This window comes from Microbacterium sp. bgisy203 (genome assembly GCF_965345155.1).
In the GTDB taxonomy this organism is placed as follows: Bacteria; Actinomycetota; Actinomycetes; order Actinomycetales; family Microbacteriaceae; genus Microbacterium.
This window is the reverse complement of record NZ_CBDRLZ010000001.1, coordinates 332650-357768: the sequence shown is the minus strand read 5'-3', so window position 1 is coordinate 357768 and position 25119 is coordinate 332650. Positions and strand designations below refer to the sequence as shown.

Genomic DNA, 25119 nt, shown 5'->3' with positions numbered 1-25119 from the left:
AATGCCTGAGCCCGAGGACACCGTTTCACCGTCGATCGACATCAAACCCCGTAGCCGCGCCGTCACCGACGGCATCGAGGCGACGACCTCCCGCGGCATGCTCCGCGCCGTCGGCATGGGTGACGAGGACTGGGACAAGCCCCAGATCGGCATCGCGTCCAGCTGGAACGAGATCACCCCCTGCAACCTCAGTCTCGACCGGCTCGCGCAGGGGGCGAAGGAGGGTGTGCACTCGGGCGGGGGATACCCGCTGCAGTTCGGCACGATCTCGGTCTCCGACGGGATCTCGATGGGGCACGAGGGCATGCACTTCTCGCTCGTGAGCCGAGAGGTCATCGCCGACTCGGTCGAGACGGTCGTCATGGCCGAGCGACTCGACGGCACGGTGCTCCTGGCCGGCTGCGACAAGTCGATCCCCGGCATGCTCATGGCCTCCGCGCGTCTCGACCTCTCGAGCGTCTTCCTGTACGCGGGCTCCATCGCTCCCGGCTGGGTGAAGCTCTCGGACGGGACCGAGAAGGACATCACCATCATCGACTCCTTCGAGGGCGTCGGCGCGTGCCTGGCGGGCAAGATGACCGAGGCCGACCTGAAGCGCATCGAGTGCGCGTTCGCGCCGGGTGAGGGCGCGTGCGGCGGCATGTACACCGCGAACACGATGGCCTCGGTCGCCGAAGCCCTCGGACTCTCGCTGCCGGGTTCGGCGGCGCCGCCGTCGGCCGACCGTCGCCGCGACTACTTCGCGCACCGCTCCGGTGAGGCTGTCGTGAACCTGCTGCGCCAGGGCATCACGACGCGTGACATCCTGACCCCCGAGGCGTTCGAGAACGCGATCGCCCTCGCGATGGCCCTGGGCGGCTCGACGAACGTCGTGCTGCACCTGCTCGCCATCGCGCGCGAGGCCGAGGTCGACCTGACCCTCGCCGACTTCAACCGCATCGGCGACAAGGTGCCGCACATCGCCGACATGAAGCCGTTCGGCAAGTACGTCATGAACGATGTCGACCGTCACGGCGGCATCCCGGTCATTATGAAGGCGATGCTCGACGAAGGGCTCCTCCACGGCGACGCGCTCACGGTGACCGGCAAGACGCTCGCCGAGAACCTCGCCGACCTCGCCCCCGACCCCGTCGACGGCACCGTCATCCACACCTTCGACGACCCGATCCACGCGACCGGCGGCATCACGATCCTGCACGGCTCGCTCGCCCCCGAGGGCGCGGTCGTGAAGACCGCCGGGTTCGACGCCGCCGTCTTCGAGGGCCCCGCGCGCGTCTTCGAGCGCGAACGCGCCGCGATGGACGCCCTCGAGGCGGGGGAGATCTCCGCGGGCGATGTCGTCGTCATCCGTTACGAGGGCCCCAAGGGCGGCCCCGGCATGCGCGAGATGCTCGCCATCACCGCGGCCATCAAGGGCGCGGGCCTCGGAAAAGATGTACTACTCTTGACGGACGGCAGATTCTCAGGCGGCACAACCGGCCTGTGCATCGGCCACATAGCACCCGAAGCGGTGGACTCAGGTCCCATCGCCTTCGTGCGCGATGGTGATCTGATACGGGTCGATATCGCGGCTCGCACTCTCGATCTACTCGTCGACGAGGCCGAGCTGAGCTCCCGCCGCGAGGGCTGGGAGCCCCTTCCCCCGCGCTATACCCGTGGCGTTCTGGCCAAGTACTCGAAGCTCGTGCGCTCCGCCGCGGAGGGCGCGACGACGGGCTAGGCCCCGCTTTCCACGCACATCAGACACCCTGCTCGATAGGTCCCTCATGTCACTCGACACCGCTGCGGCCGTTCCTCGGCCGCCCGCACGCAGCGCCTCCGCTCCGATCCTGACCGGCGCGGAAGCCGTCGTCCGCTCGCTCGAACTCCTGGGAGTGACCGACGTGTTCGGTCTTCCCGGCGGGGCGATCCTGCCCGTCTACGACCCGCTCATGGACTCGACGGCGCTCCGCCACATCCTCGTCCGTCACGAGCAGGGCGCGGGGCACGCTGCCGAAGGCTACGCCGCGGCATCCGGCAAGGTCGGCGTCGCGATCGCGACGAGCGGCCCGGGCGCGACGAACCTCGTCACCGCGATCGCCGACGCATACATGGACTCCGTCCCGATGCTCGCGATCACCGGCCAGGTCTTCTCGACGCTCATGGGCACCGATGCCTTCCAGGAGGCCGACATCGTGGGCATCACGATGCCCGTCACGAAGCACTCGTTCCTCGTGAAGGATGCCTCAGAGATCCCCGGTGCCATCGCCGCCGCGTACGAGATCGCCTCGACCGGCCGCCCCGGTCCCGTCCTCGTCGACATCACGAAGGACGCGCAGCAGGCCGAGGCGCCCTTCGTCTGGCCGCCGCGCTACGACCTTCCCGGCTACCGCCCCGTGACGAAGGCCCACGGCAAGCAGATCCAGGCCGCCGCGACGCTCCTCGCGAACGCGCAGAAGCCGGTCCTGTACGTCGGCGGCGGCGTCATCCGCGCCGGCGCGTCGAAGGAGCTCCTGAGCCTCGCCGAGACGACCGGTGCCCCCGTCGTCACGACCCTCATGGCTCGCGGCGCGTTCCCCGACTCGCACCCGCAGCACCTCGGCATGCCCGGCATGCACGGCACGGTGCCCGCTGTGCTCGCCCTCCAGGAGGCCGATCTCATCGTCGCCCTCGGCGCGCGGTTCGACGACCGTGTGACGGGCAAGGCGGCGCTGTTTGCCCCGAACGCGCAGGTCGTCCACGTCGACATCGACCCGGCCGAGATTTCGAAGATCCGCACCGCCGACGTTCCGATCGTCGGTGACGTGCGCGAGGTGCTCATCGACCTCGACGCTGCCTATCGCGGCGTCGCGGAGGGCCGGGAGCCCGACACCGAGGAGTGGTGGTCGTACCTCGACGGGCTGCGGAGCGAATTCCCGCTCGGTTACACGGCGCCCACCGACGGTCTCATGTCACCGCAGTACGTCATCAGCCGCATCGGCGCGCTCACCGGCCCCGAGGGCATCTACGCCGCGGGCGTCGGCCAGCACCAGATGTGGGCGGCGCAGTTCATCGGCTACGAGCGCCCGAACTCCTGGCTGAACTCCGGCGGCGCCGGCACGATGGGCTACTCGGTCCCCGCCGCGATGGGCGCGAAGGTCGCCGAGCCCGAGCGCACCGTGTGGGCGATCGACGGCGACGGCTGCTTCCAGATGACGAACCAGGAGCTCGCCACCTGCGTCATCAACAACATCCCGATCAAGGTCGCGATCATCAACAACTCCTCGCTCGGCATGGTGCGCCAGTGGCAGACGCTGTTCTACAACGGCCGCTACTCGCACACCGACCTCAACACCGGGCACGACACCATCCGCATCCCCGACTTCATCAAGCTCGCCGAAGCCTATGGGTGCCTGGCGCTGCGCGTCGAGAAGGAGGAGGACGTGGATGCCGCGATCCAGACCGCGCTCGCGACGAACGACCGCCCCGTGGTGATCGACTTCGTCGTCTCCGCCGACGCGATGGTGTGGCCGATGGTCCCACAGGGCGTCAGCAACAGCTACATCCAGTACGCCCGCGACCACGCGCCGAGCTTCGATCAGGAGGTGTGAGATGAGCCGTCACGTCCTGAGCCTGCTCGTCGAGGACAAGCCGGGCCTGCTCACCCGCGTCGCGGGCCTGTTCGCCCGCCGGGGCTTCAACATCGAGTCGCTCGCCGTGGGCGTCACCGAGGTGCCGGGCCTGTCCCGCATCACGGTCGTCGTCGACGTCGAGGGCCTCCCGCTCGAGCAGGTGACCAAGCAGCTCAACAAGCTCGTCAACGTCATCAAGATCGTCGAGCTCGAGCCGGCGGCATCCGTCCAGCGCGAGCACATGCTCATCAAGGTCCGCGCCGACAACCAGACGCGCTCGAACGTCATCGAGGTCGTGAACCTCTTCCGCGCGTCGATCGTCGACTATGCGACCGACGCGCTGGTCGTCGAGGTGACCGGCGACCGCGGCAAGGTCGACGCGTTCCTGCGCGCCCTCGAGCCCTTCGGCGTGAAGGAGCTCGCCCAGTCCGGCATGGTCGCCATCGGCCGCGGCGGAAAGTCCATCACCGAACGCGTCCTGCGCGGCTAGACCACCCGATACAAGGAGAAACACAACACCATGGCCGAGATCTTCTACGACTCCGACGCCGACCTGTCGCTCATCCAGGGCAAGAAGGTCGCGATCGTCGGCTACGGCTCGCAGGGCCACGCCCACGCGCAGAACCTCCGCGACTCCGGCGTCGAGGTCGTCATCGCGCTCAAGGAGGGCTCGAAGTCCAAGGCGAAGGCCGAGGAGGACGGCTTCACCGTCATGTCGGTCGCCGACGCGACCGCGTGGGCCGACATCATCATGATCCTCGCGCCCGACCAGCACCAGCGCGGCATCTTCACCGACGAGATCCTGCCGAACCTGACGCCCGGCAAGACCCTCGCCTTCGCGCACGGCTTCAACATCCGTTTCGGCTACATCGACGCGCCCGAGGGCGTCGACGTCATCCTCGTCGCCCCCAAGGCCCCCGGCCACACGGTGCGCCGCGAGTTCGTGGCCGGCCGCGGCATCCCCGACATCATCGCGGTCGAGAAGGATGCCTCCGGCAACGCCTGGGGTACCGCCCTCGCGTACGCGAAGGCGATCGGCGGCACCCGTGCCGGCGTGATCAAGACGACCTTCACCGAAGAGACCGAGACCGACCTCTTCGGCGAGCAGGCCGTCCTCTGCGGCGGTGTGTCGCAGCTCGTGCAGTACGGCTTCGAGACGCTCACCGAGGCGGGCTACCAGCCGCAGATCGCCTACTTCGAGGTGCTGCACGAGCTGAAGCTCATCGTCGACCTCATGTGGGAGGGCGGCATCGCCAAGCAGCGCTGGTCGGTCTCCGACACGGCGGAATACGGCGACTACGTGTCGGGCCCGCGCGTCATCGACCCGCGTGTCAAGGAGAACATGCAGGGCGTCCTCGCCGACATCCAGTCCGGCGCCTTCGCCGAGCGGTTCATCGGCGATCAGGATGCCGGGGCGCCCGAGTTCCAGGCGCTGCGCGCCGCGGCCGCCGAGCACCCGATCGAGGCCGTCGGCAAGGACCTGCGCGCCCTGTTCGCGTGGAAGCAGCAGGACGAGGGTTACGTCGAGGGTTCGGCCGCGCGCTGATCCTCGCTGAGATTCCCGGCCACCCGCCGGGTACGGCTTGATCCAAGCCACCGGGCCCGGCCCCCACACCAGGGGGCCGGGCCCTTCTCGTTCACTAGAGTGAACGCATGACCGCAGCCCTCGAGATCGCCGTCCAAGACCCTGCCGGAGCGCGCGACGCGATCGCCGCCGGCGCCGACCGGCTGGAGCTCTGCCAGGCCCTGGGCGTCGGTGGGGTCACCCCTTCGATCGGCCTCATCGAGGCGACCGTCGCCGCCGTCGGCGGTGCGCGCGTCAATGTGCTGGTCCGGCCGCGTGCGGGCGGTTTCGTCTACGACCGGAGCGAGATCGCCCTCGTCTCCGCCGACATCTCGGCGGCCGTCCGCGCCGGCGTCGGGGGAGTGGTGATCGGTGCGCTCACCTCCGACGGCCGCGCCGACGTCCCGACGGTGCGTCGGTGGCGGGATGCCGCAGGACAGGCGACCCTCGTCTTCCATCGCGCGATCGACGCCGCGGCCGACCCCGTCGCGGTGCTCGAGCAGCTGCGCGGCGCGGGCGTCGACCGCGTGCTCACCTCCGGCGGGGCGACGCGGGCGATCGACGGGCTCGAGACGCTCGCCCGCCTCGTCGAGATCGCCGAGGGCGGCGCGGAGATCATGGCGGGCGGCGGTGTGCGCGTCGAGGACATCCCCGCCATCGTCGCGACCGGCGTCGGCGCGGTGCACCTCTCAGCGCGGGCTCTCGCCGGCGAGGACGAGCCCTCGGGGCCGGGCGGGGGGACCGCCGGGCACGATGTCACCGACATCACCGTCGTGCGAGCGGCGGAGGCCGCGTGCCACACCGATGACGCTACGCTGAGCGCGTGAGCACAGGACGCGACGACGACGCCCTCCGTTGGGACGGCGACGACGATCCGACGCTCGACGTCGGCTCCCTGCCGGAGGCGGACCCCGAGCGCGGCGCCGCCGACACGTCGGAACCCCTGGCCCTGCCCGACGGGTACCAGGCGGTCGGCAAGGGGAGCGAGAAGGTCGGGCACATCGAGTCGGACGGCACCGTCACGATGCCCGGGGACGCGCAGCCGATGTCGAACGGAACGCTCGTGACCCTCGGCATCCTCGCGGGCGCCTATCTTCTCTTCACGATCGGCTGGATCATCGGCGGCATCCGCCTGCAGGGTACGGCCCAGTTCCTCGTGAGCCCCGTGGGCTACCAGGTGTCGTTCTGGCTGGCCGTGGCCGCTCCGGCGCTGTGGTTCCTGACGACCTACCTGCTCACGCGGGCGTCGAAGAGCTGGGTGCGGATCGTGTGGCTCATCGCGGGACTGGTCGTCCTCATCCCGTGGCCGTTCGTGATGGTGGGGGCGGTGGGTCAGTGAACGCGCGCAAGGAGCACAAGGGCCGGGCGGAGACTGTGTCCGTGTCCCCGACGCCCGAGAAGACCGCCAAGCCGCGCATCATGCCGACGTGGCTCATCGTCACGCTCTCGGTGTTCTTCGGGCTTTTCTACGCCTACTTCGTCTGGAACGCGGTCGAGTTCCTCATCGCGCAGGCGAGCGGCACGGTGCCCCTCAACGCATACGGCTGGTTCGTGCTGCTGTTCGCCGTCGTCTTCCCGCTGATCGCGTTCGGCACGGCGTTCGCGATCGGCTGGCGCCGCACGTGGTGGGAGTTCTCGCTCGTCCTCCTGACCGGTCTCGCCGTCACCGCGGTCTTCTGGCTCGACGTCATCGCGTACAGCGCGACGTCGGGCTCGTCGATGCTCGGCTGACAGCGCGCCGTCCGCCCGGCGGCGACGAGTCGTCACACGGTCATCGACGCCTCCGCGCGGCGAGTAGGCTGGCGGTCGATCCCACCCGAACGCGTCGTCCGCGCGAACACCGAAGGTCTGCCCTGTGTCCCAGTCAGTGTCCCAGTCAGCGTCCAAGCCTGTCGTCCTCCTCGCCGAAGAACTCTCTCCCGCCACGATCGACGCACTCGGTCCCGACTTCGACGTCCGGAACGTCGACGGCACCGACCGGCCGGCGCTGCTCGCCGCGATCGCCGACGCGGACGCGATCCTCGTCCGCTCGGCGACGAAGGTGGATGCCGAGGCGATCGCCGCAGCTCCCAAGCTCAAGGTCGTCGCACGCGCGGGCGTCGGGCTCGACAACGTCGACATCAAGGCGGCGACGGCCGCCGGCGTCATGGTCGTGAACGCCCCGACCTCGAACATCATCTCCGCCGCCGAGCTCACCGTCGGCCACATTCTGAGCCTCGCGCGCCACATCCCCGCCGCGCACGCGTCGCTCGCGGGCGGCGCGTGGAAGCGCAGCTCGTTCACCGGCACCGAGCTCTTCGAGAAGACCGTCGGCATCATCGGCCTCGGGCGCATCGGCGCGCTCATCGCGGCGCGCCTCCAGGGCTTCGGCGTCTCGGTCGTCGCCTACGACCCGTACGTCACCCCCGCCCGCGCCCAGCAGCTCGGCGTGACCCTCCTGTCGCTCGACGATCTGCTCGCGCAGAGCGACTTCGTGACGATCCACATGCCAAAGACGCCCGAGACGACCGGCATGATCGGCACTGCGCAGTTCGCGCTCATGAAGCCGACCGCCTACATCGTGAACGTCGCCCGCGGCGGTCTCATCGACGAGGAGGCGCTCTACACGGCGCTCACGACCGGCGAGATCGCCGGTGCGGGCCTCGACGTCTTCACCTCCGAGCCCCCCAAGGAGGACGGCACCGCCTTTCCGCTGCTGTCGCTCCCGAACGTCGTCGTCACGCCGCACCTGGGTGCCTCGACCGACGAAGCGCAGGAGAAGGCGGGCATCTCGGTCGCCCGCTCGGTGAAGCTCGCCCTCGAGGGCGATCTCGTCCCCGACGCGGTGAACGTCGCGGGCGGGGTCATCGACCCGTTCGTCCGCCCCGGCATCGCCCTCGTCGAGCAGCTCGGCCAGGTGTTCTCCGGCCTCGCGACGAGCGCGCTCACGAGCCTCGACATCGAGGTGCGCGGCGAGCTCGCGGCGTACGACGTGAGCGTCTACCGCCTCGCGGCGCTCAAGGGCATCTTCACGAAGATCGTGAGCGAGAACGTCTCGTACGTCAACGCGCCCCTGTTCGCCGAGCAGCGCGGCATCGAGACGCGCCTGATCGTCGAGGCCGAGAGCCCGCTCTACCGCAATATCACGATCCTCCGCGGCGCCCTCGCCGACGGCACCGTGCTGACGGTCGCGGGGACGCTCGCGGGTACCCGCATGGTGCCGAAGATCGTCGGCATCAACGGCTACGAGATCGAGGTGCCGATCGAGCAGCACCACGTCGTCATGCGCTACGCCGACCGCCCCGGCATCGTCGCGATCTACGGGCAGAAGCTCGGCGAGGCGGGCATCAACATCGCCGGCTTGTTCGTCGCCCAGCCCGACGCATCGGGCCGTGCGCTGTCGGTGCTGACGGTCGATCAGCCGGTGCCCGAGGAGATCCTCGACGACATGCGCGACGCCGTCGGCGCCGACCTCTTCCGCGAGATCGACATCACCGAGGACTGACGCTGCGCTCCACGAGGGCCACGAGCGCGTCGAGCGCCTCACCGCGGGGCACGGGGCCGGAAGCCCCGGCGGCTTCGCCGAGCGCGTTGTTGTAATAGAGTCCGTCGCTGACGAGCAGCACGAGATCGAGCGCGGTCTCGTCGCGCACGTGCCCACGCAGGGCGTCAGCCCAGCGCTGGCGCACGGCGCGGAGGGCATCGGATGCCGCGGCGCTGCCGCCCTGCGCGAGTCGCGCGACGGCGATGAGGGCGCGGTCGAGCGGGTCGTCGTCCATGACGGACGTGCGCAGGAAGAAGGCGACGGCGCCATCGGGGGAGGCGATCATCTCGTCGAGGTCGTCATCGGCGAGCACCACCAGGCGTTCGATGAGGGCGAGTTCGAGCGCCTCCTTCGAGGCGAAGTGGTACAGAAGACCGCCCTTGGACACTCCCGCCGCGCGGGCTGCGGCATCCATCGTCGCCGCGCGTTCGCCCTCGTCGATGAGGAGCGCCTCGAACGCGTCGAGGACGAGGTCGCGGGCGCGCGGGGGTCTGCTCATGGTCCGATCCTTCCATTTGAGCGCGAGGCATCCGGGCGCGGGCAGCTTCCGGCATACGCCGTCTTCTGATACTATACCGGCTAGACGGTAAACAAATGACTTCTCAGAACACACTCACCCTCACGGAACAGATCCGGATCGCCGACGGCAACGGCGTGCGCGTCGGCTGGCGCGGCTGGGCCGCGCTCGTCGTGCTGATGCTGCCCGTGCTGCTCGTCTCGGTCGACAACACCGTGCTGAGCTTCGCGCTGCCCGAGATCGCCGCGGACCTCGGCCCGACGAGCGCGCAGCAGCTCTGGATCATCGACTCGTATCCGCTCGTGCTCGCGGCGCTCCTGGTGACCATGGGAACCCTCGGTGACCGGTTCGGCCGCCGCCGCATGCTGCTCATCGGCGCCACGGGGGTCGCGGTCGTCTCGGCCCTGGCCGCATTCGCGCCGGCCGCGGGCTGGCTCATCGCCGGCCGCGCCGCGATGGGCGTCTTCGGCGCCATGCTCATGCCCTCGACGCTGTCGCTCCTGCGCTCGATCTTCACCGACCGCGAGCAGCGCCGCATCGCCATCGCCGTCTGGGCTGCGATGTTCTCCGCGGGCGCCGCGCTCGGCCCCATCGTCGGCGGATTCCTGCTCGAGCACTTCTCGTGGGGATCGGTCTTCCTCATGGCCGTGCCGGTCCTCGTGCCGTTGCTCGTCCTCGCGCCGATCCTCGTGCCCGAGAGCCGCGACCCGAACCCGGGCCGCATCGACCCGAAGAGCATCGTGCTGTCGGTGCTCACGATGGTGCCGATCGTCTTCGCGATCAAGGAGTTCGCGGTCTACGGCTGGAGCCTGCAGGTTCCGGCGCTCGTCGTGATCGGCCTCGCGTTCGGCGCGCTGTTCGTGCGCCGTCAGCTGCGGCTGCGCGAGCCCATGCTCGACATGCGCCTGTTCGCGCGCGGCACGTTCACCGGAGCGCTCCTCGTGAACCTCCTGAGCGTGATCGCCCTGGTCGGCTTCCTCTTCTTCGTCGCGCAGCACCTGCAGCTCATCGTCGGACTGTCGCCGATGGAGGCGGGCTTCGCGCTCGTCCCCGGCATGGCCGCGATGATCGTCGCAGGTCTCGGCATCGTGCCGATCGCCTCGCGCGTCGACGCACGCATCATCGTGCCGGTAGCCCTCGCGTTCTCCGTCGCGGGCTACATCATGGTGGCGCTATCGGCCACCGACGCCGACCTCGGCCTCCTCATCGCGGCCTTCGCGCTCCTCGGGCTCGGGATCGGAGCGGCCGAGACCGTGTCGAACGACCTCATCCTCTCGAGCGCCCCGCCGGAGAAGGCGGGCGCGGCGAGCGCGGTCTCCGAGACCGCGTACGAGCTGGGCGCCGTGCTCGGCACTGCCGTCCTCGGCGGCATCCTCACCTCGCTCTTCCGCACCGGGATCGTCCTCCCGGCGGGCCTCGACGCGACGCTCGCCGGCGCCGCGCGCGAGACGCTCGCCGGCGCGATGACGATCGCCGACCGGATCGGCGGCGAGGTGGGCGCGCAACTGCGCCTCGCGGCGGCCCACGCGTTCGACTCGGGCGTCGTCGTGACCTCGCTCGTCGGGGCGGGTCTGGTCGTCGTGGCCGCCGTCATCGCGGCCACTACGCTGAAGACCACACCCCACCGTAAGGAGAGCGATGTCGCGCGTGGTCAGATTGGCAGTCATACCCGGTGACGGGATCGGCCCCGAGGTCGTCGCCGAGGCGGAGAAGGTGCTGGATGCCGTCACTTCCGGTTCCGACACGGTCTTCGAGAAGACGCGCTTCTCGCTCGGTGCGGCGCGCTACCTCGACACGGGTGACACTCTGCCTGACGAGGACCTCGCGGCGATCGCCTCGCACGATGCGATCCTCCTCGGCGCGGTCGGCGGCGTGCCCGGCGACCCGCGCCTGAAGGATGCCAACATCGAGCGAGGGCTGCTGCTGAAGCTCCGCTTCGCGCTCGACCACTACGCCAACCTCCGCCCCGCGACGCTGTACCCGGGCGCGGCCGGTCCCCTCGCGGAGCCGGGCGAGATCGACTTCGTGGTCGTCCGCGAAGGCACCGAGGGCCCCTACGTCGGTAACGGCGGGTCGATCCGCACCGGCACGCCGCACGAGGTCGCCAACGAGACGAGCGTCAACACCGCCTACGGCATCGAGCGCGTCGTCCGCTACGCCTTCGCGCAGGCCGAGCGGCGGCGGAAGAAGCTGACCCTCGTGCACAAGACCAACGTGCTCGTCCACGCGGGCGGGATGTGGCAGCGGATCGTGAACGCCGTGGCATCGGAGCACCCCGAGGTCGCCGTAGACTACATGCACGTCGACGCGGCCACGATCCACCTGGTCACGAGCCCCAGCCGCTTCGATGTGATCGTCACCGACAACCTCTTCGGCGACATCCTCACCGACCTGGCCGGCGCCGTCACCGGAGGCATCGGCCTCGCCGCCTCGGGGAACATCAATCCCGACGGCGCGTTCCCCTCGATGTTCGAGCCCGTGCACGGTTCGGCGCCCGATATCGCGGGGCAGCAGAAGGCCGATCCCACGGCCGCGATCCTCTCCGTCGCCCTCATGCTCGACCACCTCGGGCTCGAGGACGAGGCGCGACGCGTCACCCGCGCGGTCGAAGCGGACATCGCGGGTCGGGGGAGCGCGCCCCGCAGCACCGCCGAGGTCGGCGACGCCATCGCTCGTGCCATGCAGGCATAGGCTGGCACCGCGACGCACGAAAGAAGAGAACGCATGAGCCTCACCTACGACCCCGACGCCGGACTCGCCCCGCTGGAGTTCGCCGTTTCGAAGAACCTCGCCGCGAAGACGGATGCCGAACGCTCCGAGCTGCTCGCCGATCCGGCCTTCGGCACGACGTTCACCGACCACATGGTCGACATCTGCTGGTCGGTGCGCGGAGGCTGGCATCGCCCCCGCGTGCAGCCGTACGGACCGCTCTCACTCGACCCGGCGGCCGCTGTGCTGCACTACGGTCAGGAGATCTTCGAGGGCATCAAGGCCTACCGGCACGCCGACGGCTCGATCCACACGTTCCGCCCCGCCGAGAACGGCAAGCGGCTGCAGCGCAGCGCACGCCGCCTGGCGCTGCCCGAGCTGCCCGTCGAGTACTTCATCGAATCGCTGAAGGCGCTCATCGCCGTCGACGGCGCCTGGGTGCCTGCCGGCGACGACCAGAGTCTGTACCTCCGCCCGTTCATGATCGCCAAGGAGGCGTTCCTCGGCGTCCGTCCCGCGAACAAGGTCGGCTACTACGTCATCGCCTCTCCCGTCGGCGCCTACTTCAAGGGCGGCGCGAAGCCGGTCTCGATCTGGCTCAGCGAGGACTACGCGCGCGCAGGCAAGGGCGGCACGGGCGCAGCGAAGACCGGCGGCAACTACGCGGCCAGCCTGCTGCCGCAGGCAGAAGCCTACGAACAGGGGTGCGATCAGGTCGTCTTCCTCGACCAGGAGCGCAACGTCGAGGAACTGGGCGGCATGAATGTCGTGTTCGTCTACAAGGACGGCACGATCGTGACCCCGCAGTCCGACTCGATCCTCGAGGGCATCACGCGCGACTCGATCCTGCAGCTCGCGGCCGACCGCGGGCACCGGGTCGAGGGACGCGCCGTCTCGATCGACGAGTGGCGCCTGGGCGTTGCGTCCGGCGACATCGTCGAGGTGTTCGCCTGCGGTACGGCGGCCGTCGTCGCGCCGATCGGCGTGCTCAAGGGGCGCGACTTCATCGACGAGCAGCCCCTCGGAGAGCTCGCGCTGTCGCTGCGCCAGGAGCTCACCGACATCCAGTACGGGCGCCGCGAGGACGTGCACAGCTGGCTCGTGCGTCTGGACGCGTGAGATGCGGATCGCGCGCTTCAGCCACCAGGACGCCATCCGCTACGGCATCGTCGACGAGGGCGAGATCGTCGTTCTCGCCGGCGACCCGATGTTCGCGGGATTCGAGACGACGGGGGAGCGCATCCCGCTCGGCGAGATCGCGTTGCTCGCACCCGTCATCCCGCGCTCGAAGATCATCGGCATCGCCCGGAACTATCGCGATCACGCCGCCGAGCTCGGCAACGCCGTGCCCGAGGCGCCGATGATGTTCCTGAAGCCCAACACGTCGGTCATCGGCCCGGGTGACGCCATCGTGCGACCCAGCGAGTCGGAGCGCACTGATTACGAGGGCGAGCTCGCCGCCGTCATCGGCCGCGTCGCGAAGAACGTTTCGGCCGAGGATGCCTTGGACTACGTCTTCGGCTACACCATCGGCAACGACGTGACGGCGCGCGATCTTCAGAAGACCGACGGTCAGTGGGCGCGCGCGAAGGGCTTCGACACGTTCTGCCCGCTGGGACCCGCGATCGAGACCGAGTTCGACCCCGCACCCGAGGTACGGATCGTCACGCGGGTGAACGATGAGGTGCGCCAGGACGGCACGCTCGGCGAGATGGTGCACGACGTGGCGTCGTTCATCTCGTACGCGTCGCACGCGTTCACGCTCCTCCCAGGTGACGTGATCCTCGCCGGTACGCCCGCGGGCGTCGGGCCGTTCGTCGCCGGCGACGTGGTTGAGGTGGAGATCACGGGCCTCGGCATCCTCCGCAACACCGTCCGCGACGCGTGAGCGTCACCACCGCCGACGAGGTCGCCGCCCTCCAACGCCGCACCGTCGGGGTGCTCGCGGCCGGTCAGGTGCTCGGCGGGATCGCGTTCGGGGCCACCGTGTCGCTCGGGGCGTTGCTCGCGGCCGACCTGTCGGGGCAGGACGCGCTGTCGGGCCTCGCGACGGCATCCGTCACGCTCGGCGCGTCGTTCTGCGCCATTCCGCTCGCCCGCCTCGCCGCGCGCCGCGGACGGCGGGTGGCGCTCACGCTGGGGAACCTCTTCGCGCTCGTCGGCATCGCTGTCGTCATCACGGCGGCGGCGCTGCGTGTCTTCCCGCTGCTCCTCGTCGGCGTCATCCTCATCGGGGCGGGGAACGCGGGCAACCTGCAGTCGCGCTTCGCCGCGACCGACCTCGCGGTCTCGAACCGCCGCGCCCGCGACCTCGGCGTCGTCGTCTGGGCCACGACGGTCGGCGGTGTGCTGGGGCCGCTCCTGCTGACGCCCGGCGAGGCGCTCGGGCAGGCGATCGGCATGCCGCCGCTCACCGGCGCCTACGCCTACTCGATCGTGGCGCAGGTCGCTGCGTTCGTGCTCTACGTCATCGCGCTCCGGCCCGACCCGCTGCTCGTGGCGCAGCGCCTCGCGCGGGGCGGCGAAGCGCGCCGGGAGCACATCGTCGAAACCGACCGCCCGTTGACGGCGCGCTACGCGATCTTCGCCGTCGCCGGGTCGCACGTTGTGATGGCATCCGTCATGGCGATGACGCCCGTGCACCTCGCGCATCTCGCGCCCGACCACGTGACACTCGTCGTCGGGACGACGATCGCCCTGCACGTCTTCGGTATGTACGGCCTCTCACCGCTGTTCGGCATGCTCGCCGACCGGTGGGGGCGCATCGCGACGATCCTGCTCGGGCAGGCTCTGCTCGCCGCGGCCCTCGTCCTCGCGGCGGTCGCCCCCGACTCGCAGTGGACGGTGCTCGTCGCGCTGTTCCTGCTGGGAGCGGGCTGGAGTGCGGCTACGGTGTCGGGAGCGGCTCTTCTCACCGAGAGCACGCTGACCGCGCTCCGCCCGAAACGGCAGGGCCTCAGCGACACGATCATGACCTTCAGCGCCGCCGTCGGGTCAGTGCTCGCGGGCGTCGTCCTCGCGTGGATCGGCTACGGGGGACTCGCCCTCGTCGCGCTCCTCGTCGTCGTCGCGGTGTCGGTGCTCGCGCCGTACGCACGGGTGCTGGCCGTGCGCGAGGCGTAGGCCGCGCGAGGCGGAGCGGGCGGTCAGAACCGCGTCTCGACGAGCCCGACGACCACGGGGTCTGCTGCGGACAGGTCATCGACCACGGGGATGAGGCGCCACTTGTCGAACATCGTGCACGGGTGCGAGAGTCCGAGAAGCACCCGGTCGCCGACGGCGACGGCGGGGCCGGCCGCGCCGGGGTCCGTCGTGCGGAGGAACGCGTGCTGGTCGTTGACGGCGTCGATCTCGCCCTCGAGGGGTTGCCAGGGGCCTCCGGAGCGGCTGAGCGCGAGCGGGACGGGCAGATCGAGGTCGTACGGCACGTCGCGCTTTCCGGCGTCGAGGAGGGCGAGGCCCGGCTCGGGCGCCGACACCACGCGGGCGACGGCGCGCGCGGCGGGGCGGAGCCCGGCGCCCTCGAAGGGCGACACCGACCGGTAGTAGCCCTCGTCGTGGATGAGGGATGCGCCCGAGCGGATGACGAACCGGCCGGGGAGCCGCGCGGCGGCCTCCGCGAGCACGTCGGCGACGACGTCGGGGAAGGCGCTGCCCCCGGCGGTCACGATCGCGTCGTCGGCATCGTCGTAGGCGGGCAGGAGCGATTCGTGCAGCGCGACGAGGTCGCGGACGAACTCTCCGGCATCCGTCAGCGCGTCGTCCGACCGTCCGTGGGCGATCGCGCCCTCGTACCCGGCGACGCCGGCGAGGCGGACGCAGGGGGTGTTGAGCACGCGCGCCGCGAGGGCGAGGGCGGCGTCGACGCTCCGCGCTCCGGTGCGCCCGCCGGGCCGTCCGAGCTCGACGAGCACGTCGAACGTCGTGTAGCCGCCGAGCTCGGGCTGCGCGGCGACATCGGCGAGCAGGTCGACGGCGGCCGGGTCGTCGACCCACGTCCAGAGGCGCCCGCCGTTCTCCTGCAGGTCGTGGGCCAGGGCGGTTGCCGCGGCCTCGTCGATGAGCTGGTTCGCGAGCATGATGTCGTGGATGCCGGCGGCGCGCGCGGTCCGCACCTGCCAAGGTGTCGCGAGGGTGATCGCGGTGGCTCCGGCATCTAGCTGCCAGCGCCACAGCTGCGGCGCCATCGTCGTCTTGCCGTGCGGCATGAGTTCGAGGCCGCGCCCGGCGATCCAGTCGGCGAGGAACGCGACGTTCCCGGCCAGAGCCGATTCGTCGAGGACGAGTGCGGGGGTCCAGAGATCGGACAGGCGCGGGCGGCGGGCGAGGAAGTCCTCGGCCGCCGTGCCCGCAGCCCACGCGGGCAGCGCCTTGTCCTCGGCGCGGAGGATGCGGCCGGTGGGCGTGCGCTGCCAGGTCATGCTCAGGCGCCGGTGGTCGTCTCGCCGGACTGCTCGGGGAGCTTCGCGACGACGTCGATCTCGACAAGGATGTCCGCGAGGCGCGAGCCGACCGTCGTCCGCACCGGGTAGGGCGCCGTGAAGAACTCGGCGTAGGCGCGGTTGTACTCCGCGAAGTCGCGGTCGAGGTGCTCGAGGTGCGCCGTCACCTTGACGACATCGTCCATCGTCGCGCCGCTCGTGGCGAGGACGTTCTGGATGTTCCGGAGCACCTGCTGCGTCTGCTCGTAGACGCCGCCGGGAACGACCTGGCCGGTCGCCGGGTCCTGCGGACCGAAACCGGCGGTGAACAGGAAGCCGCCGGCGACGACGCCGTGGCTGTAGGGACCCGCCGGGACGGGGGCGTTCGGGATGGTGACGGCGGTGCGGGGCATGGGATGTTCCTTTCGGTGGGTGGTCAGAGCGGGGCGGGGCGGGCCGCCCGGCCGGGGGAGGCGTCGGTGAGGGCGCCGCCGGCGAGCACGGGGAAGCCCGCGACGAGCACGTCGTCGATGCCGACGGCGAGGGAGGTCGGCTCGGCGTAGGTGGCGGTGTCGGCGACGGTGTCGGGGTCGACGAGCACGACGTCGGCGCGGCGGCCCGGGACCAGGATGCCGCGATCGTGCAGTCCGAACCGCGCGGCGGGACGCGCGGCGAGGTGCTGCGCCGCACCGGCCCACGAGAAGGCTCGTGTCTCACGCACGAAGGTCCCGAGAAGCCGCGCGAACGTGCCCCACGCGCGTGGGTGCGGAACGTCACCGATGAAGATGCCGTCCGAGCCGCCCGTGTGCGCGGGGTGCGCGAACAGGTGCGCGAGGTTCTCGACGGGGCGCTCGTCGCGCACCGCCATCACCGCGCTCACCTCGAGACGGGTCTCGATCAGGAGATCGAGGGTCGCGTCTTCGACGTCGACGCCGCGGCGCTCGGCGAGCGCGGCGAGCGTGAGCCCCGGGGCGTCGGGGGTCGCGGGCGCGTGGGCGACCGTGACCATCGTCGGCCACTCCGGGCCGAGGCTCGGCTTCAGCGCGACGAGGGGAAACCAGCCGGTGCGCAGGCGCCGACGTTCGAGGGGGTCGGCGAGGAGCGTGGTCGCCTCATCGACCGAGTGGGCGCTGTACTCCGGCGGGAGGAGCGCCATCGCGACGAGGGTGCACCCGCGCGTGTACGGGTACATGTCGAAGCTGATGTCGGCGCCCGTCGCGGCGAGGTCGTCGAGCAGCCGCCGTCCGGCCGCGGCTTCTACGTGGTAGTGCGATACGTGCGCCCGGACGCCGCTGCGGCGGCAGATCTCGGCGATCTCCGCGAGGCCGGCGGCGGTGTTCGTCTCGTAGCCGCCGCGCATGTGCGTGACGTGGAGTCCGCCTGCCGCCGCGACCGGCTCGCACAGGGCGGCGAGCTCGGTCGCGTCGGCGAAGAGGCCGGGAACGTAGTCGAGGCCTGTCGACAGACCCAGCGCCCCCTCGCGCAGACCCGCCTCGACGAGGTCGACCATCGCGGCGAGCTGTTCGCGGTTCGGCCGTCCGGCATCCATCCCCATGACGGCGTGCCGGACGGTGCCGGCGGGCACGAGGTAGCCGACGTCGAGGGGCGTGGCATCGTCGTACGTCGCGAGGAGGTCGGCGACGGACCCGCCGCGGAAGGTCGGGTGCGGTCCGTTGATCGCGGCGAAATAGCGGGATGCCCAGACGCCGTCGCCGGGAGCGTACGACACGCCGTCTTGGCCGGCGATGACGGTCGTGACGCCCTGTCGGAGGAGCGCGAGCTGCACGTCGGGCCGGAAGACGGCTCCGTCGGCGTGGGAGTGCGCGTCGATGAGCCCCGGGAAGACGAGCCGTCCCGTGGCATCGAGGATGTCGTCGCCGGATGCGGCGCTGACGTGCCCCGCCTCGACGATGCGGCCGCCCTCGATCGCGAGATCGGCGGGTCGCGGGTCGGCGCCGGTGCCGTCCACGAGCACGCCGCCGCGGACGACGAGGCGGGGGGAGGAGGTCACGGCGGCGCTTTCGAAGGGTTTCGCGGGGCGTGGTCCCGCTGCACCTCGCCCGCGATGCGGACATCGCACGCGGGACGCCCGTGCGATCCCCTCGATCCTAGCGAGCGGCGCGCGCCGTCGGGCCGGAGGACGCGCTCAGTAGCGGGCCGAGAACCCGCCGTCGGCGTGGATCAGCTGCCCCGACACCCAACGACCTCCGGGGGAGATGAGGAACGACACGAGTGCAGCGATGTCGTCGGGCCTGCCGAGGCGTCCGAGCGGCTGCGCGACCGTGAGGGCGTCGCGCGTGCGGACAGCGCGTCAGAACGGAGGTGGCGACTCGCTGACGAAGCCTGTCGGTGTGCGTACCTCGACCGATCCGTCGGGTCTCGATCGGAACCAGATCCGCGTGCCGTGTCGCAAGCTGTGTTCGGGCGGGCAGAGCGGCCGGAGCTGTCGGAGGTCGGTCGGACCGCCCCGCGCCCATTCGATGATGTGGTCGACGTCGCAGTCCGCGGCGAGTCGGTCGCAGCCGTCGCGCGCGCACGTGCCGTGCCGCAGCACCAGGAGATCGCGCTGTGCGCGGCTCGGCCGATAGCTGCGACGGTCGAGGTCGACGGGCACGCTCCGTACGGGGTCGACGATGAGCCGGTGGTACGCGTCGGCGTCGAGGAAGAGCTGTGCCGCCGTGAACGGGTCGAGGTCGGGTCCGCCGACGATGCGCGCGTGCTCTGCGAGTCCCGATCCGCCGCACAGCGCGCAGTGCCCGTGCGCGTCGCCCCTTCTCCCGCCGAGCAGTCCCACGGGCACCGTCACGAACACCTTCACCTTCGTCGCTGCCGGCGTTCCTTCGCCGCGCAGCCACGCCGAGGCGAGGTCGGCGCGGATCTGATCGCGCGAGCGCCCGTCGCGCCCATCCTTCTGCACGTTCTTCGCCGTGCTCCTGAGGCGCCGCTTGATCGCGATCGCCTCGATCGCGGGGACGAGCACGTGCACCCACGCCATCCCGTCCTCGGGGTCGTCGACGATCACCCGACGACTCACGCGGGCATCGGCATGCCGTTCCGTCATCGTGTGCGGGTCGAGGCGGTCGACGAGCGTCCGGAGCCTCCGTCGGAACGCCCCTGCCGTGAGCGAGAGTACCCAGTCGGACGTCTGCTGATCGACGAGCGCGATCGCCGCGCGCGAGGCCGTGAGTTCCGCCTCGTCGGCGCCGTATCGCGGACGCAACCGCAGCAGGGCGTCGGTCGTCGCCTCGACCAGCGCGAACGGGGCGAACCCGTCACGTGCCCGCTGCCACAGCAGCGGAAGCGACGCGTCGGCCGTGCGAGCGACGTGCGCGAGATCGCGGAGTCGGCCCTCGGCGATGCGCAGGCGCAGCGTGATCTCGAGCAACGCCGCGCGCTCGGCCGCGCGCTCTCCGTCGTCGCCGTCGTCCGTCGTGTAGATGTGCGGATTGCGCGTCGCGAAATCGAGCGCGCCCGCGATGCCCGACGCCAGGCGAGCGGCCGCCTGGTTCTCGGTCATGCGGCTCGGCGTGAGCGCATCGAGAACGTACCCCATCGCCTCTTCGGCGGTGACCGTCTCGACCTGATCCATACCCCCGACGCTACTCGGGGGGTCCGACATCGCCTTCCGCGACTCCGGAACCTAACTGCCGAGCGCTCGCGCCGCCCGGTCGACGTCGTCCGCGTCGTTGAAGACGTGGAACGCCACCCGTGCGCGCCCGTTGCGCCCCGACGCGACGATTCCCGCCGCGGTGAGGCGCGCGAGGTCGCAGCCCGAGGCATCCGGCCAGGTCACGATCGCGCTCGGCAGCGCGGGGACGGGAAGGCCCAGGCGGGCGCGGAAGGATGCCGCGAGCTCCGTCACGTGCGCGTGCACCGTGTGGAGGTCGGCGGCGGCGAACGCCGCGAGCGCCGGCCGCGCCCCGACGAACGCCTGCCAGGCCGGTGACACGTCGAAGCGGCGCGCGCACCCCGCGAGGTCGGCGTCGCCGCCGTAGCACGACGACCAGGGGTCATCGCCCGCGTACCAGCCGGCCTGCACGGGGCGGAGCGATCGGGCGTAGTCCTCGCGGAGGGTCAGGAACGCGACCCCGCGCGGGCAGCACAGCCACTTGTACGCGTGGCAGAGCAGCGCGTCGACGCGCGTGGCATCCACCGGCATCCAACCGACGGCCTGCGTCGCATCGCACACCGTGCGCGCCCCGACGCGGGCGGCCGCCGCGCAGATCGCGCCCAGGTGGGCGACCTCTCCCGACCCCGACTGTACGAGCGAGAACGCCACGAGTGCGGTGTCGGGGGTCACGGCTGCTGCGAGCGAAGCGAGGGGAGCGGTCCGCACCCGGATGCCGCGTCCCGCGTGCACGAACGGCAGCACGAGCGACGAGAACTCGTCCTCGGGCACGAGCACTTCGGAGCCGTCGGGAAGCGCCGCCGCGAGCAGACCGACCTGCACGGAGGTCTGCGACCCGATCGCGACACGCGCGGCGTCGACGCCGACGAGCGACGCGAAGGACGCGCGCGACGCCTCGACGGCGCGCGAGTACGCCGTGACGTCCGGGCGACCGGCCAGGTCCGCGGCGACCGCGGCGCGCGTGCCAGCCATCGGCAGACCGACCGTGCAGGCGGCGAGGTAGCCGGCCGCGTCCGCGAACTCGGCGCGGAGGTCGAGCAGGGGATCGGGGGCGAGGGTGGTGATCACGGCATCCACGGTCGCTGATGGACACTCATACGTCTACGGCAGGTATCGCATGAAACACATGCGGTGCGATGATGAATGGATGCCGGATGCCTCGCACGACCTCCCTCTCGATCTCGACCTGCAGAGCCTCCGCATCGTCCGCGCGATCGCCGACACGGGGTCCATCACGGGCGCTGCCGACAGCCTCGGCTACAGCCAGCCCGCGATCAGTCAGCACGTGCGGCGGCTCGAGCAGCGTCTCGGTGTGGCCGTCGTCGAGCGCGTCGGGCGCGGCGTGCGCTTGACCGAAGCGGGGCGCGTGCTCGCGAAGCACGCTCCGACCGTCGCGCTCGCGGTCGACGCGGCGGCGGAGGAGCTCGCGCAGCTGCGGGGCCTGCGGACGGGCGTCGTGCGCCTCGTCGCGTTCCCGTCCGCGTCTCCCGTGATCGTGCCGCGCCTGATCGCCGCCCTCGCGGCCTCTCATCCTGGGCTGACGCTGACCTTCGTCGAGGCCGAGCCGCCCGAGGCCGTCGAGGCGATCCGCGAGGACCGCGCAGACATCGCCCTGACCTTCAGCTACCCCGGTGACCGCGACGACCCGCACCGGTCGAGCGCACGCGGTCTCTCGGTGCGCAGTGCCGGTCGCGACGACCTCATGCTCGTCCTCCCGAGCGGGCACGGGGCGGTGGGCGATCTCGCCGAGCTGGCGGACGAAACCTGGATCGCCGGCTGCCCGCGCTGCCGCGGACACCTCCTAGAGCTCTGCGAACGCGCGGGATTCGCCCCGCGCATCGGCTTCGAGACCGACAACGTCGCCGCCGTCGAGGGTCTCGTCGCTCAGGGCATCGGCGTCGCGACGCTGCCGCGCATGGCGGTGGAGTCGTTCCCGCTGCTGCCCGGCATCGTCACCGCACCGCTCCCCGCCGCCGAGGCCCGACGCCTCCACGTCGTCACGGCGCAGGGCGCGGAGCGCGTGCCGTCGCTGGGCGCGGCGCTCGACGCGCTCGGGGCGGTGCTCGCGGCATCCCGATAGTCCGCCCCGATAGTCCCTCCCGATAGTCTCAGCCCGTGTCGGAATGGGATGGGACGGGCCAGGCGTACGCCGTGTCGTTCGCGCAGCTGACGGCGGGCGCGGTCGCGCCGCTTCTGGATGCCGTCGCGCGCGCGTCGCCGGGGGAGCGTTCCTCGATGTCGGCGCCGGATCCGGCGTGCTGACCGACGCGGCGCGTGCCCGCGGCTACGACGTGCGGGCCACGGAGCCCGAGGCATCCATGCGCGCGGTCCTGCGCGCCGCCCATCCCGACCTCGAGGTCGCGGCGGCATCGGTACCGCACCTCCCATACGACGACGGCTCGTTCGACGTCGTCGCGGCGAACTTCGTCGTGAACCACGTCGCCGACCCGCGCGCCTCGGTGCGGGAACTCGCCCGCGTGACGCGGGCGGGCGGTGTGGTCGCGGTCACGATCTGGCCGACCGGCGCGAGCCCCCTCCGTCCCGTCTGGGAGGCGATGGCGGGTGCCGCGGGCGCGCCGCCCTTCGCGAACGCGCTGCCTCCCGAGCACGACTTCCCGCGGACGGAGGAGGGCCTCGCGGCGCTCCTCGCCGCGGCATCGCTCACAGACGTGCAGACGACCAGGCCCGCGTGGATGTGGGAGGTCGCGCCCGGCGTCCTGTGGCACGCGGTCGAGGGCGGCATCGCGACGATCGGCAACCTCTACCGGCGCGTCGACCCCGCCGCGCAGGAGCGCATGCGCGCCGCGTTCGAGCGCGAGACCGACGCGCGCGTCGAGGCATCCGGCCTTCTCGCCCTTCCGCACGACGCGATCCTCGCGATCGGCACACGGTGAACACGCGCGCATCGACATCGCCGCGCCCCGTGCGGCGGCGGCCCGAGAACTAGACTGGTGAGGATGTCTGCAGCGATCGATCCCCGAACCACCACCGCCTCCGGCAGCGACGTCCGCGTGCGCTTCTGCCCCTCGCCGACGGGGCTGCCGCACGTCGGGATGGTGCGCACCGCCCTCTACAACTGGGGGTACGCGCGGCACACCGGCGGCAAGCTGATCTTCCGCGTCGAAGACACCGACGCCGCCCGTGACAGCGAGGAGAGCTACCGCCAGCTCGTCGACGCGCTCACCTGGCTCGAGATCGACTGGGACGAGGGCGTCGAAAAGGGCGGGCCGCACGAGCCGTACCGGCAGTCGCAGCGCGGCCCCATCTACGCCGAGGTGCTCGAGAAGCTCATCGCCTCGGGTGCGGTCTACGAGTCGTACTCAACGGGCGAAGAGATCGACGCGCGCAACGACGCGGCCGGCCGCGCCCGCCAGCTCGGCTACGACAACTACGACCGCGACCTCACCGACGAGCAGGAAGCCGCCTTCCGCGCGGAGGGGCGTGAGCCCGCGTGGCGCCTGCGCGTGCCCGATCACGACCTCACCTACGTCGACCTCATCCGCGGCGAGGTGACCTTCCCCGCGGGATCGTTCCCCGACTTCGTCGTCGTGCGCGCGGGCGGGCAGCCGCTCTACACGTTCACGAACCCGGTCGATGACGCGCTCATGGGCATCACGCATGTGATCCGCGGCGAGGACCTCATGCCCTCCACCGCGCGTCAGCTCGCGCTGTATACGGCGCTCATCGACGCGGGCGTCACCGACTTCCTGCCGCGCTTCGGGCACATGCCCCTCGTGCTGGGCGAGACGGGGACCAAGAAGCTCTCCAAGCGCGACCCGAAGGCTGACCTCTTCCTGCAGCGCGAGAAGGGCTTCATCCACGAGGGGCTCCTCAACTACCTGGCCCTCCTCGGCTGGTCGATCGCGCCCGACCGTGACGTGTTCACCCTCGAGGAGTTCATCGCGGCGTTCGACATCGCCGACGTGAACCCCAACCCGGCCCGCTTCGACCAGAAGAAGGCCGAGTCGATCAACGGCGACCACATCCGCATGCTCGAGGCATCCGACTTCGCCTCACGCCTCGTTCCCTATCTCGCCGCCGCGGCCCTCGTCGAGACGCCGCCGACGCCCGATCAGCAGAAGACGCTGGATGCCGCAGCCCCTCTCGTTCAGGAGCGCATGCAGCTGCTGGGGGAGTCGGTCGGGCTCCTCGGGTTCCTCTTCCGCGACGAGGTCGTCTACGAGGAGGATGCCCTCGCGAGCCTGCCGGAGAACGCAGGACCGATCCTCGTCGCCTCCGCCGGCGCGCTGGAGCTGGTACCCGCGCAGGACTTCACGGCCGCCGCGATCCAAGCTGAGCTGCAGAAGGCGCTCATCGACGATCTGAAGCTCAAGCCGCGGGTCGCGTACGGGCCGCTCCGGGTCGCCATCAGCGGTCGGCGCGTCTCGCCGCCGCTGTTCGAGTCGATGGAACTGCTCGGCAAGGAGGAGTCGATCCGGCGGGTCGGCGCGCTCGTCCAGAAGATCGGCTGATCTCGGTGCGGTGCCGCACCTCTCGCTTGCCGGGGGTCGGCGTCGCGCCTTACTGGGTTGCCCAGGTCATCCAGACGACGGGCTCGCCGCCGATATCGGTGGGCCCGGCGCCCACCGCGTAGGTGGCAGTGGTCGGGCCGTCGCCGCCGAGCCACCAGACGTAGGCGCCGTACGCGTCGGACTGCGCGTATCCCGCGGCGTCGAGGGTCTCGCGGATCGAGGCCATCGCCGCGTCGGTGTCGCCGGTGTAGATCGCGCCCTTACGCACGGCGCCGCCGATGTCGTCGGCGACGTAGCAGGCCGGCTCGACGGATGTCGGACCCGCCTCGGGCAGGGAGAAGTCGGCGACGTCGGCCGGTGTCGGGTCGGCGTACCCGTTCTGGTCCATGAACGACAGCATCGCGTCGGTGCAGCCGGAGTCGGCGGCGGCGTCGCCATCCTCTCCGGTGGGCGTCGACTCGGTCGCGGGAGCGGCGGGCGTCTCGCTCGGCGACGCATCGACGGGCGCGGACGTTCCGTCGCACGCGCTCAGGCTCAGCGTCGCCGCGACGACGACGGCGGCGATGGCGAGAGAACGGGCGACGGTCACCCGTTCAGTGTGGTCGAGCCGCGTGCGGGGGCGCAAGGCGTCCGCCGCATGCCGGTACCGGCAGGGGCATGGATGCCGACGCGCCCGGACCGGGCCGGTTTGGCGA

Annotated in this window: 24 protein-coding genes and 1 pseudogene; 17 read left to right on the top strand and 8 right to left on the bottom strand. The window is 71.1% G+C overall.

Features of this window, described 5'->3' with window-relative positions; translation table 11 throughout:
• Position 1: 1 nt before the first annotated feature.
• The 8 genes from ilvD (at position 2) to serA (ending at position 8638) form a co-directional block, all read left to right on the top strand.
• Entirely contained in the window at positions 2-1720 is a 1719-nt protein-coding gene (ilvD, locus tag ACRVYW_RS01730) for a dihydroxy-acid dehydratase (protein ID WP_431801085.1), read from the top strand.
• 46 nt (positions 1721-1766) lie between these two features.
• A complete protein-coding gene (locus ACRVYW_RS01725; protein WP_431801083.1) occupies positions 1767-3569 on the top strand; it encodes an acetolactate synthase large subunit in 1803 nt (600 codons plus the stop codon).
• A 1-nt stretch (position 3570) separates the two neighbouring features.
• Complete coding sequence (gene ilvN, locus ACRVYW_RS01720) at positions 3571-4080, top strand: acetolactate synthase small subunit (RefSeq protein ID WP_431801081.1); 510 nt, start codon at positions 3571-3573, stop codon at positions 4078-4080.
• Positions 4081-4110: 30 nt separating this feature from the next.
• Positions 4111-5136 carry a ketol-acid reductoisomerase gene (gene ilvC / locus ACRVYW_RS01715; RefSeq protein ID WP_431801079.1) on the top strand — a complete coding sequence of 342 codons (1026 nt, stop codon included), beginning with the start codon at positions 4111-4113 and terminating at the stop codon, positions 5134-5136.
• Between the two features lie 107 nt (positions 5137-5243).
• Positions 5244-5981 (top strand): copper homeostasis protein CutC, encoded by a 738-nt coding sequence (locus ACRVYW_RS01710; protein ID WP_431801077.1) that lies wholly within the window; start codon positions 5244-5246, stop codon positions 5979-5981.
• A complete protein-coding gene (locus ACRVYW_RS01705) occupies positions 5978-6493 on the top strand; it encodes a DNA polymerase III subunit gamma/tau (RefSeq protein WP_431801075.1) in 516 nt (171 codons plus the stop codon). The genes ACRVYW_RS01710 and ACRVYW_RS01705 overlap by 4 nt, the downstream gene beginning before the upstream one ends.
• Before the next feature lie 41 nt (positions 6494-6534).
• A complete protein-coding gene (locus ACRVYW_RS01700; protein ID WP_431801073.1) occupies positions 6535-6885 on the top strand; it encodes a bacitracin resistance protein in 351 nt (116 codons plus the stop codon).
• Between the two features lie 124 nt (positions 6886-7009).
• Entirely contained in the window at positions 7010-8638 is a 1629-nt protein-coding gene (serA, locus tag ACRVYW_RS01695) for a phosphoglycerate dehydrogenase (RefSeq protein ID WP_431801071.1), read from the top strand.
• Here serA and ACRVYW_RS01690 read toward each other — a convergent pair.
• Positions 8625-9176 (bottom strand): TetR/AcrR family transcriptional regulator, encoded by a 552-nt coding sequence (locus ACRVYW_RS01690; protein ID WP_431801069.1) that lies wholly within the window; start codon positions 9174-9176, stop codon positions 8625-8627. The genes serA and ACRVYW_RS01690 overlap by 14 nt on opposite strands.
• A 95-nt stretch (positions 9177-9271) precedes the next feature.
• Between ACRVYW_RS01690 and ACRVYW_RS01685 the strand changes: the two genes are divergently transcribed.
• Genes ACRVYW_RS01685 through ACRVYW_RS01665 form a run of 5 tightly spaced genes read left to right on the top strand, consistent with a single transcriptional unit; the run spans position 9272 to position 15026 of the window.
• The gene (locus tag ACRVYW_RS01685; protein ID WP_431801067.1) at positions 9272-10870 is read left to right on the top strand and encodes an MFS transporter; all 1599 of its coding nucleotides are present in this window, start codon (positions 9272-9274) and stop codon (positions 10868-10870) included.
• Complete coding sequence (locus ACRVYW_RS01680; RefSeq protein ID WP_431801065.1) at positions 10833-11885, top strand: 3-isopropylmalate dehydrogenase; 1053 nt, start codon at positions 10833-10835, stop codon at positions 11883-11885. Before ACRVYW_RS01685 ends, ACRVYW_RS01680 begins: the two co-directional genes overlap by 38 nt.
• A gap of 33 nt (positions 11886-11918) precedes the next feature.
• On the top strand, positions 11919-13022 hold the full coding sequence (locus ACRVYW_RS01675; RefSeq protein WP_431801064.1) for a branched-chain amino acid aminotransferase: 1104 nt from the start codon (positions 11919-11921) through the stop codon (positions 13020-13022).
• 1 nt (position 13023) lies between these two features.
• Positions 13024-13791, top strand: coding sequence for a fumarylacetoacetate hydrolase family protein (locus tag ACRVYW_RS01670; protein ID WP_431801062.1), 768 nt, complete (start codon positions 13024-13026; stop codon positions 13789-13791).
• Positions 13788-15026, top strand: coding sequence for an MFS transporter (locus ACRVYW_RS01665; RefSeq protein WP_431801060.1), 1239 nt, complete (start codon positions 13788-13790; stop codon positions 15024-15026). The genes ACRVYW_RS01670 and ACRVYW_RS01665 overlap by 4 nt, the downstream gene beginning before the upstream one ends.
• A gap of 23 nt (positions 15027-15049) precedes the next feature.
• On the opposite strand, the gene ACRVYW_RS01660 is transcribed toward ACRVYW_RS01665, so the two are convergent.
• The 6 genes and pseudogenes from ACRVYW_RS01660 to ACRVYW_RS01635 form a co-directional block, all read right to left on the bottom strand.
• On the bottom strand, positions 15050-16324 hold the full coding sequence (locus ACRVYW_RS01660) for an alanine racemase (protein WP_431801058.1): 1275 nt from the start codon (positions 16322-16324) through the stop codon (positions 15050-15052).
• Between the two features lie 2 nt (positions 16325-16326).
• Entirely contained in the window at positions 16327-16737 is a 411-nt protein-coding gene (locus ACRVYW_RS01655; RefSeq protein WP_431801056.1) for a RidA family protein, read from the bottom strand.
• A 23-nt stretch (positions 16738-16760) separates the two neighbouring features.
• Entirely contained in the window at positions 16761-18335 is a 1575-nt protein-coding gene (locus ACRVYW_RS01650) for an N-acyl-D-amino-acid deacylase family protein (RefSeq protein WP_431801054.1), read from the bottom strand.
• A gap of 135 nt (positions 18336-18470) precedes the next feature.
• Positions 18471-18620 (bottom strand): annotated as a pseudogene (locus ACRVYW_RS01645) (SDR family oxidoreductase); the annotation flags it as partial.
• A 15-nt stretch (positions 18621-18635) separates the two neighbouring features.
• Positions 18636-19913 carry a DUF222 domain-containing protein gene (locus ACRVYW_RS01640; protein WP_431801052.1) on the bottom strand — a complete coding sequence of 426 codons (1278 nt, stop codon included), beginning with the start codon at positions 19911-19913 and terminating at the stop codon, positions 18636-18638.
• 51 nt (positions 19914-19964) lie between these two features.
• Positions 19965-21020, bottom strand: coding sequence for an aminotransferase class V-fold PLP-dependent enzyme (locus ACRVYW_RS01635; RefSeq protein WP_431801050.1), 1056 nt, complete (start codon positions 21018-21020; stop codon positions 19965-19967).
• A 79-nt stretch (positions 21021-21099) separates the two neighbouring features.
• Between ACRVYW_RS01635 and ACRVYW_RS01630 the strand changes: the two genes are divergently transcribed.
• From ACRVYW_RS01630 to gltX, 4 genes are all read left to right on the top strand, one after another.
• Entirely contained in the window at positions 21100-22032 is a 933-nt protein-coding gene (locus ACRVYW_RS01630; protein WP_431801049.1) for a LysR family transcriptional regulator, read from the top strand.
• A 35-nt stretch (positions 22033-22067) separates the two neighbouring features.
• Complete coding sequence (locus tag ACRVYW_RS01625) at positions 22068-22214, top strand: hypothetical protein (protein ID WP_431801047.1); 147 nt, start codon at positions 22068-22070, stop codon at positions 22212-22214.
• Positions 22208-22846: a class I SAM-dependent methyltransferase gene (locus tag ACRVYW_RS01620; RefSeq protein WP_431801045.1), complete on the top strand. Its 639-nt coding sequence runs from the start codon at positions 22208-22210 to the stop codon at positions 22844-22846. Before ACRVYW_RS01625 ends, ACRVYW_RS01620 begins: the two co-directional genes overlap by 7 nt.
• A gap of 63 nt (positions 22847-22909) precedes the next feature.
• Positions 22910-24424, top strand: coding sequence for a glutamate--tRNA ligase (gene gltX, locus ACRVYW_RS01615; RefSeq protein ID WP_431801043.1), 1515 nt, complete (start codon positions 22910-22912; stop codon positions 24422-24424).
• 49 nt (positions 24425-24473) lie between these two features.
• Here the strand turns inward: gltX and ACRVYW_RS01610 are convergent, their stop codons facing one another.
• Positions 24474-25013, bottom strand: coding sequence for a hypothetical protein (locus ACRVYW_RS01610; RefSeq protein WP_431801041.1), 540 nt, complete (start codon positions 25011-25013; stop codon positions 24474-24476).
• Between the last annotated feature and the right edge of the window lie 106 nt (positions 25014-25119).

Coding starts and splice junctions, on each gene's coding strand:
- ilvD (WP_431801085.1), top strand. CDS start 2: ATGCCTGAGCCCGAGGACACCGTTTCACCGTCGATCGACATCAAACCC.
- ACRVYW_RS01725 (WP_431801083.1), top strand. CDS start 1,767: ATGTCACTCGACACCGCTGCGGCCGTTCCTCGGCCGCCCGCACGCAGC.
- ilvN (WP_431801081.1), top strand. CDS start 3,571: ATGAGCCGTCACGTCCTGAGCCTGCTCGTCGAGGACAAGCCGGGCCTG.
- ilvC (WP_431801079.1), top strand. CDS start 4,111: ATGGCCGAGATCTTCTACGACTCCGACGCCGACCTGTCGCTCATCCAG.
- ACRVYW_RS01710 (WP_431801077.1), top strand. CDS start 5,244: ATGACCGCAGCCCTCGAGATCGCCGTCCAAGACCCTGCCGGAGCGCGC.
- ACRVYW_RS01690 (WP_431801069.1), bottom strand. CDS start 9,176: ATGAGCAGACCCCCGCGCGCCCGCGACCTCGTCCTCGACGCGTTCGAG.
- ACRVYW_RS01685 (WP_431801067.1), top strand. CDS start 9,272: ATGACTTCTCAGAACACACTCACCCTCACGGAACAGATCCGGATCGCC.
- ACRVYW_RS01680 (WP_431801065.1), top strand. CDS start 10,833: ATGTCGCGCGTGGTCAGATTGGCAGTCATACCCGGTGACGGGATCGGC.
- ACRVYW_RS01675 (WP_431801064.1), top strand. CDS start 11,919: ATGAGCCTCACCTACGACCCCGACGCCGGACTCGCCCCGCTGGAGTTC.
- ACRVYW_RS01670 (WP_431801062.1), top strand. CDS start 13,024: ATGCGGATCGCGCGCTTCAGCCACCAGGACGCCATCCGCTACGGCATC.
- ACRVYW_RS01660 (WP_431801058.1), bottom strand. CDS start 16,324: ATGACCTGGCAGCGCACGCCCACCGGCCGCATCCTCCGCGCCGAGGAC.
- ACRVYW_RS01655 (WP_431801056.1), bottom strand. CDS start 16,737: ATGCCCCGCACCGCCGTCACCATCCCGAACGCCCCCGTCCCGGCGGGT.
- ACRVYW_RS01640 (WP_431801052.1), bottom strand. CDS start 19,913: ATGGATCAGGTCGAGACGGTCACCGCCGAAGAGGCGATGGGGTACGTT.
- ACRVYW_RS01630 (WP_431801049.1), top strand. CDS start 21,100: ATGCCGGATGCCTCGCACGACCTCCCTCTCGATCTCGACCTGCAGAGC.
- gltX (WP_431801043.1), top strand. CDS start 22,910: ATGTCTGCAGCGATCGATCCCCGAACCACCACCGCCTCCGGCAGCGAC.